Genomic DNA, 12,301 nt, shown 5'->3' with positions numbered 1-12,301 from the left:
GACGGTCCTGGTGGTGTGCTCCTGGGCACCCGGTGTTTCATGAATCCGCGGCGAGGGCAGCCGCGAGAAGGAACGGAGAATTCCGGAACGTCGGAATCCACGGAACGAGAGGCCCAGTCCGTGACCTTGAAAGTGGCCGAGACCGTGCACCGGGACTGGACGGTGCTGTGCATACGCGGCGAGCTGGATCTGCTGACGTCGCACGCCGTCCGCCAGTCCGTCCATGACGCGGTCGCCGTCGGCCGCCACGACGTGGTGCTCGATCTCTCCGAGGTCCAGTTCTGCGATTCCACCGGCGTCGGCGTACTGATCGCGGCCCGCCGTCTGATGCACTCCTGCGGCGGCCGGCTGCGGTTGATCCTGCCGTCCCGCGGCGCGGAAGAGGGCTCCCACGTCAACCGGGTGCTCGCCGCCCTCGGGGTGCGCAGACTCTTCGACGTCTACCCCGACCGCCTCGCGGCCGTCGACGACGAGGCCCGTCCGCTCCCGGCGTGAACCGTCCGCACCGGGTTGTCGCACCGGTGACGCGCGTAAGGGGTCCACGGCGGCTGCCGGCGTCGTACGCTCCCCGCATGGACAGCGCAGAATATGAGCGCAAGATCGCCTTCCGCTTCGCCGCCTTCGACCAGGACGGCAACGGATACATCGATCGCGCGGATTTCAGTGCCGCCGCGGCCCGGCTGCTTGCCGAGTTCGGCACGGCGGCCCGCAGTGACCGGGGCCAGGCGCTCTACACCGGGGCCGAGGCCCTCTGGCAGGGCATGGCGGGCATCGCCGACGTCGACGGGGACCAGCGCGTCACGCGCGAGGAGTTCGTGGGCGGGGCCGTGAAACGGCTGCGCGACAGCCCGGAACGCTTCGCGGAGATCGCCCGCCCGTTCCTGCGCGCGGCGATCGCCGTGGCGGACGGGGACGGCAGCGGAACGGCGGCCGTCCCCGCCGTCGAGCGGGCGCTGAGGGTGCTGGGCGCAAGCGCGGAGACGGCGGCTCTCGCGGCACGGAGCCTGGACGCGGACCAGGACGGCCGAATCGCCGAGGACGAGGCGGTGGCCGCGCTCGCCGACTACTTCACGGTGGTCGCCCCGGACGCGTAGGACCTCTCCTCTGGATCACGCCGGGCCGGACTGCGGGGTACGCCCCTTCCGCCCGGCGGCCTCAGGGAAGCTCTCCGTCACCGGACGCACCGGGGGCGGAGAACTGCTCCCGCAGCCGGTACTTCAGCACCTTGCGCAGGGTCTCGTTGCGCGGCAGCGCCGCCATCAGCTCCAGCCGCTCCGGCAGTTTGTGCACGGCCAGGCCCTCCGCCCGCAGGTAGCCGGTGATCTCCGGCAGGGTCAGCGGGGCGGCGCCGGCCGGCTGTTCCACGACCGCGCAGACGCGTTCGCCGCGCTCCGGGTCCGGAAGGCCGATCACCGCCACGTCCGCGACGCCCGGATGCTGGTGCAGCAGGTCCTCGATCTCCTTGGCGGAGATGTTCTCGCCCTTGCGGATGATGATGTCCTTCAGCCGGCCGGTGAGCACCAGGTGTCCGCTGGGTTCGACATGCCCGACATCACCGGTGATCAGGAACCCCTCCGCGTCGAAGGCCGCCGCCGTCGCGGCCGGGTCCAGATAGCCCTGGCAGACGGCCTCCCCGCGCAGGCGCACCTCGCCGTCCGTGCCGTACGGCAGTGGCTTGCCGTCCTCGTCGGTGATGCGGATCTCCATGCCCTCGGGCGGGCGTCCCTCCGTCCCGGCGAGGTGGTCCACGGTGTCGTCGGGGGCGCCCATGGTGATCATGGGGACCTCGCTCATGCCGTATCCGTGGGTGAGCTGGACGCCCATCTCCCGGACCACCGCGTGGTAGAGCTCCGGCGGTTTCGGCGCGCCGCCGCCCGCCAGCAGCCGCAGGGTGGGGATCAGCTTCCGGTCCGGCGTCTTGCGCTGCTCGGTGAGGAACATCGAGTAGAACGCCGTGGAGCCGCCCGCGACCGTCACCCCGTGCCGGCGGTAGCCCTCCAGCGCGTCCGGCATCGCGAAGTGCTCGAAGAGGACCGCGGGGAAGCCGTACAGCAGCAGCATCACCGTGTAGTCGGGGCCGCCGATGTGGGCGAACGGGAACGCGATCGAGCCGATGTCGTCGGCCGACAGGTGCAGTGCGTGGGCCAGGCAGGAGCCGCCCGCGATCAGGCTGCGGTCGGTGTGCAGGACCCCCTTCGGATCGGAGGTGGTGCCCGAGGTCCAGTAGATCCAGCGTGCCGCCGTCCCGTCGGTGGGCGGCGGGGGCAGTACGGACGGGTCGCCGTCCGGCAGGGTCGCCCAGGCCTCGAAGACCAGCGGCGGGTGGGGTGCCCGGGCGGCCAGCCGGTGCGCCATCGCCGTGTGGTCGAAGCCGCGCCAGGTGCCGGGCACCGCGAAGAAGCCGGCCTTCGACTCGCGCAGCGCGAACGCCACTTCGCGGTCCCGGTAGAACGGGATGACGGGCGTCTGCACGGCTCCGATGCGGGTCAGGGCGAAGGAGAGCAGCGCCGTTTCGAGACGGGTCGGCAGCTGCCAGGCGACGACGCTGCCGGGGCGCACGCCCATGCCCCACAGCCCGGCCGCGACCCGCTCGCAGCGGTCGCGCAGCTCGGCGAAGGTGAGGGTGCGGTCGTCCTGGATCAGGACGGGGCGGTCCGGGGTCAGTGCGGCCCGGCGTTCGATGAGTTCCCAGAGGGTGCCGGACGCGCCCAGGGAGTGTGCGGTCTCGTTCACTGCGTACCCCGTTCCCTCGTAACTGACGGGTAGTCAGATCTTGTGCAGAGCGTAGGGCTCCGCGCCTTGTCGGTCCAGGGGTGCGGGGCTAGCCTGAGGGCCTGAACTGAATCTGACGGACCATCAGATGCGTGCAGTGTGCGCCGGAGGGGACACCATGACGGAACTGCCTCGGATCGTCAGCGTCGACGACCACGTGATCGAACCGCCGCACCTCTTCTCGACCTGGCTGCCCGCCCGCTACCGCGACCGCGGACCGCAGCCGCTCACCGCGGGCATCGGCGAACTGGCCTACACCGGCGGCAAGTACGTGATCACGATGGACCCGGACGGGCCGCCCACCGACTGGTGGATCTACGAGGACCTGAAGTTCCCGTACAAGCGGAACATCGCCGCCGTCGGCTTCGACCGCGACGACATGACGCTGGAGGGGATCACCCGGGCCGAGATGCGGCCGGGCTGCTGGGACCCGGCCGAGCGCCTCAAGGACATGGACCTCAACCACGTCGAGGCGAGCCTCTGCTTCCCCACCTTCCCGCGCTTCTGCGGCCAGACCTTCGCCGAGGCCCACGACAAGGAGGTCGCGCTCGCCTGCGTGCGCGCCTACAACGACTGGATGGTGGAGGAGTGGTGCGGCGACAGCGGCGGCCGGCTCATCCCGCTCTGCATCATCCCGCTCTGGGACATCGACCTGGCCGTCGCGGAGATCAGGCGGAACGCGGCCCGGGGTGTGCGCGCGGTGACCTTCTCCGAGATCCCCACCCACCTCGGGCTGCCGTCGATCCACACCGGCTACTGGGACCCGTTCTTCGCCGCCTGCCAGGAGACCGGCACCGTCGTCAACATGCACATCGGGTCCAGCTCCCAGATGCCCGCCGCCTCCCCGGACGCCCCGCCCGCCGTCCAGGCCAGCCTCTCCTTCAACAACGCCATGGCCTCGATGATGGACTTCCTGTTCAGCGGCGTCCTGGTGCGCTTCCCCCGGCTGAAGCTCGCCTACAGCGAGGGCCAGATGGGCTGGATCCCGTACGCCCTGGAGCGCGCCGACGACGTCTGGGAGGAGCACCGGGCGTGGGGCGGGGTGCGCGACCTGATCCCCGAGCCGCCGTCCACGTACTACTACCGGCAGATCTTCTGCTGCTTCTTCCGCGACAAGCACGGCGTTGCGTCGATCGACGTCGTCGGCCGGGACAACGCCACCTTCGAGACCGACTACCCGCACGTCGACTCGACCTTCCCGCACACCGAGCAGGTTGCCCTCGAACACGTCGAGGGACTGGACGACGAGACCGTCTACAAACTGATGCGCGGGAACGCGATCCGCATGCTGGACCTGGACCTGGACAAGTAGGCGCGCGATGGACCTCGCGTACACGGAGGCCGAGGAGGAGTTCCGGGCACGGCTGCGCGTGTGGCTGACGTCGGTGCTGCCCTCGCTGCCCGCGAAGCCGCGCCCCGACGACTGGCCGGGCCGTCGCGCGTACGACACCGCCTGGCAGCGGATGCTGTACGACGCCGGCTACGCGGGCCTGCACTGGCCCGTCGACGCGGGCGGGCAGGGCGCCACCCCGACCCAGCACCTGATCTTCCTGGAGGAGACGGAACGGGCCGGGGCACCGTACGTCGGCGCGAACTTCGTCGGTCTGCTGCACGCCGGGCCCACGATCGCGGCCGAGGGCACGGCCGGACAGCGGGCGCGCTGGCTGCCGCCGGTGCTGCGCGGCGAGGAGATCTGGTGCCAGGGGTTCAGCGAGCCCGGCGCCGGCTCGGACCTGGCCGCGCTGCGGACCCGGGCGGTACGCGACGGCGACCACTACGTGGTCAGCGGACAGAAGATCTGGACCTCGCACGCGGAGGTCGCCGACTGGTGCGAACTACTGGTGCGCACCGACCCGGCGGCGCCCCGGCACCGGGGGATCAGCTGGCTCGCGATGAGGATGGACGCCCCCGGCGTCACCGTCCGCCCGCTGCGCACCCTCGCCGGGTCCACCGAGTTCGCCGAGATGTTCCTCGACGAGGTGCGGGTGCCGGTCGAGCACCGGGTCGGCGCGGAGAACGACGGCTGGCGGGTCACCATGGTCACCCTCTCCTTCGAGCGCGGCACGGCGTTCGTCGGCGAGGTCGTCGCCTGCCGCCGCACCCTGACCGCCCTGGCCGAGGAGGCGCGGGCGAACGGCCGCTGGGACGACCCGGTGCTGCGCCGCAGGCTGGGCCGGCTGAACGCCGAGTTCCGGGCGCTGTGGCGGCTCACCCAGTGGAACGTCAGCGAGGCGCAGGCGGCCGGGGGCGGCGGCGTGCCGGGCATCGGTGGCTCGGTCTTCAAGCTGCGCTACTCGCAGGCCCGTCAGGAGCTGTACGAGGCGGCGGCCGAGGTGCTCGGCGCGGACGCCGCCGACCTGGACCGGGAGTGGGTCCTGGACCGGCTCTCCTCGCTCTCGTACACCATCGCCGCGGGCACCTCACAGATCCAGCGGAACATCGTCGCCGAGCGGATCCTCGGCCTGCCGAAGGGGCGCTGACGCGGCCATGGACTTCCAGCTCTCGGACGACCAGCGGGCCCTGCGCCAGGGGATGCGGGAACTCCTCGCCGGCCGGTTCGGCAGGGACCGGATGCGGGCGGCCCTCGACGACGGCGGAGGCGTCGACCGGGCGCTGTGGCGGGAGCTCGGCGAGGCCGGGTTCTTCGCGCTGCGGCTGCCGGAGTCCCGGGGCGGTGCCGGGCTCGGGCTGCCCGAAGCGGTCCTCCTCTTCGAGGAGGCGGGGCGGTCGCTGCTGCCCGGACCGCTGATCGCCACCCATCTCGCCGCCGGTGCGGTGAAGGGGGCGGCCGAGGGCGAGGCGGTCGTTGCCGTACTGGAGGAGGGCCGGCCGGCCGGGCACCTCGGTGAGGCGGACGGCGTGCTCGTGCTCGGACCGGAGGAGGCACGGTCGGTGGTCCCGGCGCACCCGCTGCCGGCGACGGCACGGCAGGTGCGCTCGCTCGATCCCCTCACACCCCTGTGGCGGCTCACCGGCCCGGTCGGAGCCGGCGAGATCCTGCCCGGTGGGCCGCGGCTGCGCGAGGAGGGCACCCTGCTCGCCGCCGCCGAACAGCTCGGCAGCGCCGCCCGGACCATCGAGATGGCCGTCCAACACGCCGGTGCACGGGAGCAGTTCGGTTCACCGATCGGGTCCTTCCAGGCGGTCAAACACCTGTGCGCCGAGATGCTGGTCCGTGCCGAGCTGGCCCGCAGCGCCGTCTACGCGGCGGCCGTGACGGCGGACCGGACCGAGATCGCGAGCGCCAAGCTGCTCGCCGACGAAGCGGCCGTCCGCAATGCGCGCGACTGTCTCCAGGTGCACGGCGGCATGGGCTTCACCTGGGAAGCAGACGTCCATCTGCACCTCAAGCGGGCCTGGCTTCGCTCCGGGCAGTGGCTGACGGCGGCGGCGGCCGAGGAGGTGCTCGCGGCCGACCTGCGGTGACGGTGCGCGGGTTCCGTGGAGGCTTCGCACACGCGGGGGAGAGCGGATACGGAGCGTGTGCATGCTACAGACAGCCCGCCAAGCCTCACGCTGCGCAGTCACCCAGTGCAGTCGGCGCTCGCTGATACCGGCTTGTGTCCTTTGCGTTATTCGTGACGGGCCGGAGCCGCCGCCGGGCTCGGGTACGCTCCGTGGGGTGCGAGAGGTATTGGAACCGGTCTGTCCGGATGTTGCCCAGGGGGCTGCTCCGGTCCGGGAGGGCTGCCCTGCGCGCCTTCCGGGTGCGGGCGCCGGTCCGGTCCGGGGGGTGGCTCCCGCGGTCTCGAAGTGCCTCTGTTCGACTCCCCGCAGCGCGCGTCGCACAGTATGCGGCACGCGTACTCCTTCGCGCTGGAATATGCCCGAAGCGCTTGTTGCGGTGACTGTACGTCAACCAAGCTGTCTCGTAAGGGAATCACGTTCCGTGACCCTGAGGAGGCGCGAGGCGATGTGTCCGCCGGTTCGGATGGTGTGAGCGGTGCAGGTGCTTCAGGTTCAGCTGGAAGTCGGTCCGGATCCCGCGGAAGTCGGGAGGGCTCGGAGATGGGCGCGGTCGAGGCTGGTCGGGTCCGGGATAGGAGACGACGAGCCGCTGGCCGAGACGCTCATCCTGCTGATCTCTGAACTGGTCACCAACGCGGTGGTCCACACCGGCTGTCCGGCCGTGCTGCGGATGCTGTTCGGTGCGGCCGAGGCGGCCGGGACCGTGCGGGTCGAGGTGGCCGACGTCAGCTGCCGTCCGCCGCAGCCGCGGCACGCGAAGGGCGAGGACACCGGCGGCCGGGGCCTGGAGCTCGTCGACGGTCTCGCGGACCGCTGGGGCTGGCAGCCGGAGGGTGCGGGGAAGCGCATCTGGTGCGAGGTCGACCGGAGCGCCCCGCTGGCGCACCGGGTCCCGGCACCGGGTGGCCGCAGGCGGAGCACCGCGGACACCCCCGGCGCGGCGCAGGCGCCGGGGACGGCGGACCAGGGCCGTGCGGCGTACGAGCCGTCACGGGTCATCACGCCTCGCGGATAGCCACCTCGCGCCCCGGGGGGACGCGCCCGGTCCGGGGCGCGGTCCGCGTCGGTCCGCTCCTCTCCCTCGGAGAGCGGCGACTTCAGAGAACGGCGACTTCAGAGAACGGCGACCGGGGCGACCGGGGTGCCGGTCGCGCCGACGAACGGTTCCGGCATGGCGGAGAGCAGGAAGCTGTACCGCTTCTCTTCCGCACAGGCTGTGGACAACGTCTCCAGATTCCAGTTCTGGCCCTGCAGCATCCCCATCTCGACCAGGTCCAGCGCGTGCACCCCCAGCCACAGGTCCTCGATCTCGGGCGGGAAGATCTCGAAGGTCAGGGTGTCATTGGCGACCGCGGCCACATCGCGCGCGTGGAACCACTCCGGCGTCCGGATCGAGAGCCCGGGTGACGGATGGGAGTACCCGTGGGTGTCGCCCGCCAGGTAGAGCTGCATCTGCCCGGTCCGTACCAGCACGATGTCACCGGCCCGGACCCGGACCCCCGCCAGTTCCTCGGCCGCCTCCAGGTCCTCGGGAGTGACCGCGTGGCCGCCGGGCAGCCGGTCGACGCCGTGCGCGCGTGCCACGTCGAGCAGCACCCCGCGCGAGACGATGTGCGGTGCCTTGTCGATCCCGCTGAACTGGGCGCCGCCGTGCGCGGTGATCGTGGCGGCCGGGCGGCCGTTGTAGATCTTCCCGGAGTGCGAGGCATGGGTGAGGGCGTCCCAGTGGGTGGCCGCCTGCAGCCCCAGCACGGCGGTGTCGTCACTGGTGGCGACGGTGCCGGGGCCGAAGATCTCCTGATTGATCTGGACCATGGTGTGCAGGGGATTGATCCGCCCGGGGATCAGCCCGCTCTGGACGCCGTTCTCCTGGAGCGGGAGCGCGAGCGGGACGCGCCGCCCGGTGCGGACGGCGGCCGCCGCCTCCCGTACGACCGCGTCGGTGATCAGGTTCAGCGTGCCGATCTCGTCGTCGGGCCCCCAACGGCCCCAGTTGCTGACCCGCTTGGCCATCTCGTGGAACTCGGCGGGCAGTGACATGGGACCTCCCGGGGCTTGTGTTCGTGGACCTGATGGCCCATAGAATCTAACGGACCGTCAGAAACCGCGGGAAGGGGCCGGGCGTGGGGAACTTCTTGGCAGGCAAGGTGGTGGCCGTGACGGGTGCCGGGCGCGGCATCGGGAGGGCGGTGGCGCTCGCGGCGGCGGCCGAGGGTGCGCGCGTCGTGGTGGGCGACTACGGAGTGTCCATCGAGGGCGACGAGCCGAGCAGCGAGATAGCCGAGTCCGTCGTCAAGGAGATCGAGGCGGCGGGCGGCGAAGCGGTCGCCGTTGCCGACGACATCTCGACGATGGCGGGCGGGCAACGGCTCGTGGACACCGCGCTCACGCGGTACGGGCGGATCGACGGCGTCGTGTGCGTGGCCGGGATCCTGCGCGAGCGGATGCTGTTCAACATGTCCGAGGAGGAGTGGGATCCGGTCGTCGCGACCCACCTCAAGGGCACCTTCACGGTGTTCCGGGCGGCGTCGGCGGTGATGCGCAAGCAGGAGGGCGGCGGCACGCTGATCGGCTTCACCAGCGGCAATCACCAGGGCAGCGTCGCCCAGGCCAACTACAGCGCGGCGAAGGGCGGGGTCATCTCGCTGGTGCGCAGCGCGGCGCTGGGCCTGCACAAGTACGGCGTGACGGCGAACGCGGTCGCGCCGGTCGCCCGGACCCGGATGTCCGCGAACGTGCCGATGGAGCTGAAGGAGATCGGCGAACCCGAGGACGTCGCGGCGCTCGTCGTCTACCTGCTCAGCGAACGGGCCCGCGAGGAGGGCATCACCGGGCAGGTCTACACGATCGCCGGCCCGAAGATCGCGGTCTGGGCCCAGCCGAGGGAGCTGCGGGCGGGGTACGCGGAGGGGGCCTGGACCCCGGAACGGATCGCGGACTTCCTGCCGGGGACGGTGGGCACGGACCCGATGCCGATGCTGGCTCGGCTGGAGGAGATGGCGGCCGCCGCGGCGGCGAAGGCGAGGCCCAACGCGTGAGGCCGGACCAGAGGCCGCCGCGCTCCGGCGCGGGGCCCGGCCTCCGCCACGGCGGCGCGGAAGGGATCCGGCGGGACATCATCGCCGAGCGGGTGCTCGGCCTACCGAGGGAGCCGAGATGAGAGGTGTCGTCTTCGACGGCAAGCAGACCGAGGTCGTCGACGACCTGGAGGTACGCGATCCGGGCCCCGGCGAGGTGCTGGTGGCGGTGGCCGCCGCCGGGTTGTGCCACAGCGATCTGTCGGTGATCGACGGGACGATTCCGTTCCCGTCGCCGGTGGTGCTCGGGCACGAGGGTGCGGGAGTGGTGGAGGCGGTCGGCGCGGGCGTCGTGCATGTGGTGCCCGGCGACCATGTGGCGCTGTCCACGCTGGCCAACTGCGGGGCGTGCGCGCACTGCGACCGCGGCCGGCCGACCATGTGCCGCAAGGCGATCGGGATGCCGGCACAGCCGTTCTCGCGGAAGGGCAGGCCGCTGTACCAGTTCGCGTCCAACTCGGCCTTCGCCGAACGGACCCTGGTCAAGGCCGTGCAGGCGGTGAAGATCCCGGCCGCTCTGCCGCTGACCTCGGCGGCACTGATCGGCTGCGGGGTGCTGACGGGGGTCGGGGCCGTGCTCAACCGGGCCAGGGTGGACCGGGGTGACACGGTCGTGGTGATCGGCACCGGCGGCATCGGACTCAACGTGATCCAGGGCGCACAGATCGCGGGCGCCCTGACCATCGTCGCGGTCGACTCCAACCCGGCGAAGGAGGAGGTGGCGCGGCGGTTCGGCGCGACCCACTTCCTGACCTCCGCGCAGGACGTGCGGGAGATCCTGCCGCACGGCGCGGACCACGCCTTCGAGTGCGTGGGCCGTACGGAGCTCATCCGTACCGCGATCGACCTGCTGGACCGGCACGGCCAGGCGGTCCTGCTGGGTGTTCCGCCCGCGACGGCCGAGGCGTCGTTCCTCGTCTCGTCGATGTACCTGGACAAGTCGATCCTGGGCTGCCGGTACGGCTCCTCGCGTCCGCAGCGGGACATCGCGCTCTACGCGGACCTGTACCGGCAGGGCAGGCTCCTGCTGGACGAACTCATCACCGAGACCTATCCGTTGGAGGACTTCGCCAAGGCGGCGGACGACGCGCACCACGGGCGGGTGGCGCGGGGGGTGCTGGTGTTCTGAGGACTCGCGCACGGCCCGGGCCGGGTCCCTGCCGCGGCCGGCGCGGGCCGGTGCCCTCGGCCGGTCAGTCGCCGCAGGGGCCGCTGTCCCGGCGGGTGACGCCGGGCCGTGTGTTCACGGACCACATATGGGTGCACCGCGGGCACTGGAGGTGGACGACCGGCCCCTGGTTGGCTATCAGATAGCGCCAGTGCTCACCGCAGGTACGGAGGTCGGCGCAGGTCTGGCAGTGACGGGCGTCGTCGCAGACCGGACACGGCATCCAGGCGCGACGGGCCGCGTCCGCCTGCGGATCAATGGGCAGTCGCACGGCCCGGTCCCTCGTGAGGCAGGACGCCGTTCGTCACCAGCAGGTCGTAGGTGCGCTGCTGTTCGGCGTCGAGGCCCGAGTAGAGGAGGGCGTACGCCTCCTCCTCGCCCTGGAGCGCGGCGACCGGATCCCAGTCGGGTCCCAGTGCGGCCACGACCTCGGCCCGGCGTCGCACTTCCTCCAGCGTGAGATCGATGGCGAAAGGTATGAGACTGTCTTGATTTCCCTTGTTCATGGCGAAACTTCCGATGTGTCGGTGGGGCTCCACCTGCTTATCAGGCGCACGGGGTTCCGGGGAAGGGTGACCTAAGTCGCTCTGCGGGGGAGTGATCTTCCTCCTCGGAGGGAGGAACCCCTCGGATCGGACGGCATGGATGGGGTGTTACGGGGGTCGGGGGCCTCGGCCGTCGGCACGCTCCGGGTGCGGCACTGTGAGGAAGCTCATGACCCGGCGCGAGGGGAAACGGCCGGAACATCCGGGGCGGGGGACAGGGGGCAGGCGGGGGTCAGGCGCTCTGGGCGCGGAAGGTGCGCCGGTATGCCGTGGGGGACACCCCCAGCGCCGTCTGGAGGTGCTGCCGCAGGGACGTGGGCGTCCCGAAGCCCGCATCCCTCGCCACCTGGTCGATCGACAGGTCGGTCGACTCCAGCAGGTGACGGGCCCGCTCGATCCGCTGTCCGGTCAGCCACTGGACGGGGCTGACGCCGACCTCCTCCCGGAACCGCCGGGTGAACGTCCGTACGCTCATCGACTCCTGCCGGGCCATGTCGCGCAGCAGGATCGGGCGGTCCAGCCTGCCCAGTGCCCAGGCGCGCGCGGAGGAGGTGGTGGTCGCCGACCGTGTCTCGGGAACGGGGCGCCGGATGTACTGCGCCTGCCCGCCGTCCCGGTGCGGCGGCACGACCGTGCGGCGGGCCACGTCATTGGCGACGGCGGCGCCGTGGTCGCGGCGCACGATGTGCAGGCAGAGGTCGATTCCGGCGGCGACCCCGGCGGAGGTCAGGACGTCCCCGTCGTCGATGAACAGGACGTCCGGGTCGACCCGGACACGGGGGAAGAGCCGCTGGAAGTGGTCGGCCGACGCCCAGTGGGTGGTGGCCGGGCGCCCGTCGAGATACCCGGCGGCGGCCAGGACGAAGCTGCCCGTGCAGATGGAGACCATCCGGGTGCCGGGTCTGATGTGGGCGAAAGCGGCGGCGAGTTCGTCGGTGAGCCGGCCCTCCGCGTGGACCGGGCCGAGTTCGTACGACGCGGGGATCACGACCGTGTCGGCGGTGGCCAGGATCTCGGGACCGTTCTCGACCACGACCGTGAAGTCCGCGTCGGTGCGGACCGGCCCGGGAGGGCGCACGGAACAGGTCACGACTTCATAGAGCTTGCGGCCCTGCCCGTGCGGCTCGGACGCGCGGGAAAGCCCGAAGATCCTTTGTGGGATGCCCAGTTCGAAGGGGAGCAGACCGTCGAGGGCCAGGACGACGACGCGGTGCGGCATCGGCGGGCTCCCTTCACCTCTAGTGGTATAGACCTTGAACTGGTACATGTCA

13 protein-coding genes are annotated in these 12,301 nt (G+C 71.7%); 8 read left to right on the top strand and 5 right to left on the bottom strand.

Going from position 1 to position 12,301, the window contains the following annotated elements; all coding sequences use genetic code 11:
• Positions 1–120 precede the first annotated feature (120 nt).
• Together AB0L71_RS04830 and AB0L71_RS04825 are read left to right on the top strand one after the other, a co-directional pair.
• Positions 121–495, top strand: a complete 375-nt coding sequence (locus AB0L71_RS04830) for an STAS domain-containing protein (protein ID WP_365237858.1) — start codon at positions 121–123, stop codon at positions 493–495.
• 77 nt (positions 496–572) lie between these two features.
• Positions 573–1,094: an EF-hand domain-containing protein gene (locus AB0L71_RS04825; RefSeq protein WP_365237855.1), complete on the top strand. Its 522-nt coding sequence runs from the start codon at positions 573–575 to the stop codon at positions 1,092–1,094.
• 61 nt (positions 1,095–1,155) lie between these two features.
• Here the strand turns inward: AB0L71_RS04825 and AB0L71_RS04820 are convergent, their stop codons facing one another.
• Entirely contained in the window at positions 1,156–2,733 is a 1,578-nt protein-coding gene (locus AB0L71_RS04820) for an AMP-binding protein (protein WP_365237853.1), read from the bottom strand.
• A 157-nt stretch (positions 2,734–2,890) separates the two neighbouring features.
• On the opposite strand from AB0L71_RS04820, the gene AB0L71_RS04815 reads away from it, so the two are divergent.
• From AB0L71_RS04815 to AB0L71_RS04800, 4 genes are all read left to right on the top strand, one after another.
• A complete protein-coding gene (locus AB0L71_RS04815) occupies positions 2,891–4,084 on the top strand; it encodes an amidohydrolase family protein (RefSeq protein ID WP_365237850.1) in 1,194 nt (397 codons plus the stop codon).
• A 7-nt stretch (positions 4,085–4,091) separates the two neighbouring features.
• Positions 4,092–5,252 (top strand): acyl-CoA dehydrogenase, encoded by a 1,161-nt coding sequence (locus tag AB0L71_RS04810; RefSeq protein ID WP_365237847.1) that lies wholly within the window; start codon positions 4,092–4,094, stop codon positions 5,250–5,252.
• 7 nt (positions 5,253–5,259) lie between these two features.
• Complete coding sequence (locus tag AB0L71_RS04805) at positions 5,260–6,198, top strand: acyl-CoA dehydrogenase family protein (RefSeq protein WP_365237844.1); 939 nt, start codon at positions 5,260–5,262, stop codon at positions 6,196–6,198.
• Positions 6,199–6,715: 517 nt separating this feature from the next.
• Positions 6,716–7,255: an ATP-binding protein gene (locus tag AB0L71_RS04800; protein WP_365237842.1), complete on the top strand. Its 540-nt coding sequence runs from the start codon at positions 6,716–6,718 to the stop codon at positions 7,253–7,255.
• Between the two features lie 98 nt (positions 7,256–7,353).
• Here AB0L71_RS04800 and AB0L71_RS04795 read toward each other — a convergent pair whose 3' ends face one another.
• On the bottom strand, positions 7,354–8,280 hold the full coding sequence (locus AB0L71_RS04795) for a cyclase family protein (protein ID WP_365237840.1): 927 nt from the start codon (positions 8,278–8,280) through the stop codon (positions 7,354–7,356).
• A gap of 83 nt (positions 8,281–8,363) precedes the next feature.
• Here AB0L71_RS04795 and AB0L71_RS04790 point away from each other — a divergent pair, with 83 nt between their 5' ends.
• Both AB0L71_RS04790 and AB0L71_RS04785 read left to right on the top strand, forming a co-directional pair.
• Positions 8,364–9,278, top strand: a complete 915-nt coding sequence (locus AB0L71_RS04790; RefSeq protein ID WP_365237837.1) for an SDR family oxidoreductase — start codon at positions 8,364–8,366, stop codon at positions 9,276–9,278.
• Between the two features lie 118 nt (positions 9,279–9,396).
• Positions 9,397–10,446, top strand: a complete 1,050-nt coding sequence (locus AB0L71_RS04785; protein WP_365237835.1) for a Zn-dependent alcohol dehydrogenase — start codon at positions 9,397–9,399, stop codon at positions 10,444–10,446.
• Between the two features lie 64 nt (positions 10,447–10,510).
• On the opposite strand, the gene AB0L71_RS04780 is transcribed toward AB0L71_RS04785, so the two are convergent.
• The 3 genes from AB0L71_RS04780 to AB0L71_RS04770 all read right to left on the bottom strand — a co-directional run bounded on the left by AB0L71_RS04780 (position 10,511) and on the right by AB0L71_RS04770 (position 12,249).
• Positions 10,511–10,756 carry a hypothetical protein gene (locus tag AB0L71_RS04780; RefSeq protein WP_365237831.1) on the bottom strand — a complete coding sequence of 82 codons (246 nt, stop codon included), beginning with the start codon at positions 10,754–10,756 and terminating at the stop codon, positions 10,511–10,513.
• The gene (locus AB0L71_RS04775; protein WP_365237828.1) at positions 10,740–10,991 is read right to left on the bottom strand and encodes a DUF6400 family protein; all 252 of its coding nucleotides are present in this window, start codon (positions 10,989–10,991) and stop codon (positions 10,740–10,742) included. The genes AB0L71_RS04780 and AB0L71_RS04775 overlap by 17 nt, the downstream gene beginning before the upstream one ends.
• Before the next feature lie 271 nt (positions 10,992–11,262).
• Positions 11,263–12,249, bottom strand: a complete 987-nt coding sequence (locus AB0L71_RS04770) for a helix-turn-helix domain-containing protein (RefSeq protein WP_365237826.1) — start codon at positions 12,247–12,249, stop codon at positions 11,263–11,265.
• Between the last annotated feature and the right edge of the window lie 52 nt (positions 12,250–12,301).

The organism is Streptomyces sp. NPDC052052 (genome assembly GCF_040680455.1).
Taxonomy (GTDB): Bacteria; Actinomycetota; Actinomycetes; order Streptomycetales; family Streptomycetaceae; genus Streptomyces.
This window is presented reverse-complemented; position numbering and strand designations above follow the sequence as displayed.

Coding starts and splice junctions, on each gene's coding strand:
- AB0L71_RS04805 (WP_365237844.1), top strand. CDS start 5,260: ATGGACTTCCAGCTCTCGGACGACCAGCGGGCCCTGCGCCAGGGGATG.
- AB0L71_RS04825 (WP_365237855.1), top strand. CDS start 573: ATGGACAGCGCAGAATATGAGCGCAAGATCGCCTTCCGCTTCGCCGCC.
- AB0L71_RS04795 (WP_365237840.1), bottom strand. CDS start 8,280: ATGTCACTGCCCGCCGAGTTCCACGAGATGGCCAAGCGGGTCAGCAAC.
- AB0L71_RS04775 (WP_365237828.1), bottom strand. CDS start 10,991: ATGAACAAGGGAAATCAAGACAGTCTCATACCTTTCGCCATCGATCTC.
- AB0L71_RS04785 (WP_365237835.1), top strand. CDS start 9,397: ATGAGAGGTGTCGTCTTCGACGGCAAGCAGACCGAGGTCGTCGACGAC.
- AB0L71_RS04815 (WP_365237850.1), top strand. CDS start 2,891: ATGACGGAACTGCCTCGGATCGTCAGCGTCGACGACCACGTGATCGAA.
- AB0L71_RS04770 (WP_365237826.1), bottom strand. CDS start 12,249: ATGCCGCACCGCGTCGTCGTCCTGGCCCTCGACGGTCTGCTCCCCTTC.
- AB0L71_RS04810 (WP_365237847.1), top strand. CDS start 4,092: ATGGACCTCGCGTACACGGAGGCCGAGGAGGAGTTCCGGGCACGGCTG.